The sequence below is a fragment of the Arsukibacterium sp. MJ3 genome, assembly GCF_000987765.1.
Lineage (GTDB): Bacteria > Pseudomonadota > Gammaproteobacteria > Enterobacterales > Alteromonadaceae > Alishewanella.
In genome coordinates this window covers 1-514 of record NZ_LAHP01000153.1, presented here as the reverse complement: position 1 = coordinate 514, position 514 = coordinate 1, and the positions used below count along the sequence as shown (strand labels likewise).

Here is a 514-nt window from a genome sequence, read left to right as displayed (position 1 = left end):
TACATAGCTATAGCGGTTGTAACTTTGCAAATTGCCTGGCGCTTGCACAAATGGGTCGGCTTGCATAAATCGTCCCAGGTTAGGGTTGTACGTGCGGCCCCCCATGTGAATAACTTCAAAGTCATTCACCATATTGTGGCCGGTATAGCCTTTACTGATACCGGGGTTGCTGTAGGTTGTAAACAAGCTATTGGTGCTTACGCTATACTGCTTACCCCATGGGTCGTAGATAAACTGCTGCAATACTGTAACCGTACCATCAGGATTACCTTTGGTAATGCTGATGGTCGAGCCCTGATTATCTTTATGCAGATACAGTTCGTCATGCGCACCGTTGCTGCGCTTGGTTATAATGGTACTACCCACGTTAAATTTATGCTCAACCACACCCGAGGGCAATGTCACCCGCTCGTAAAGGCCGTCGATATAAAACGCATCTGTCGCCTGGCCACTTCTGACATCTGTGCGCCGGTATAGCTGGCGGTCGGTGCCATAGGCAAAGTCAGTATAATCC

At 48.6% G+C, this 514-nt stretch carries 1 protein-coding gene; it reads right to left on the bottom strand.

Annotated elements, in window-relative coordinates; genetic code table 11:
* On the bottom strand, nt 1-514 hold a 514-nt coding region (locus tag VT06_RS17245; RefSeq protein WP_046555566.1), incomplete at both ends, for an RHS repeat-associated core domain-containing protein.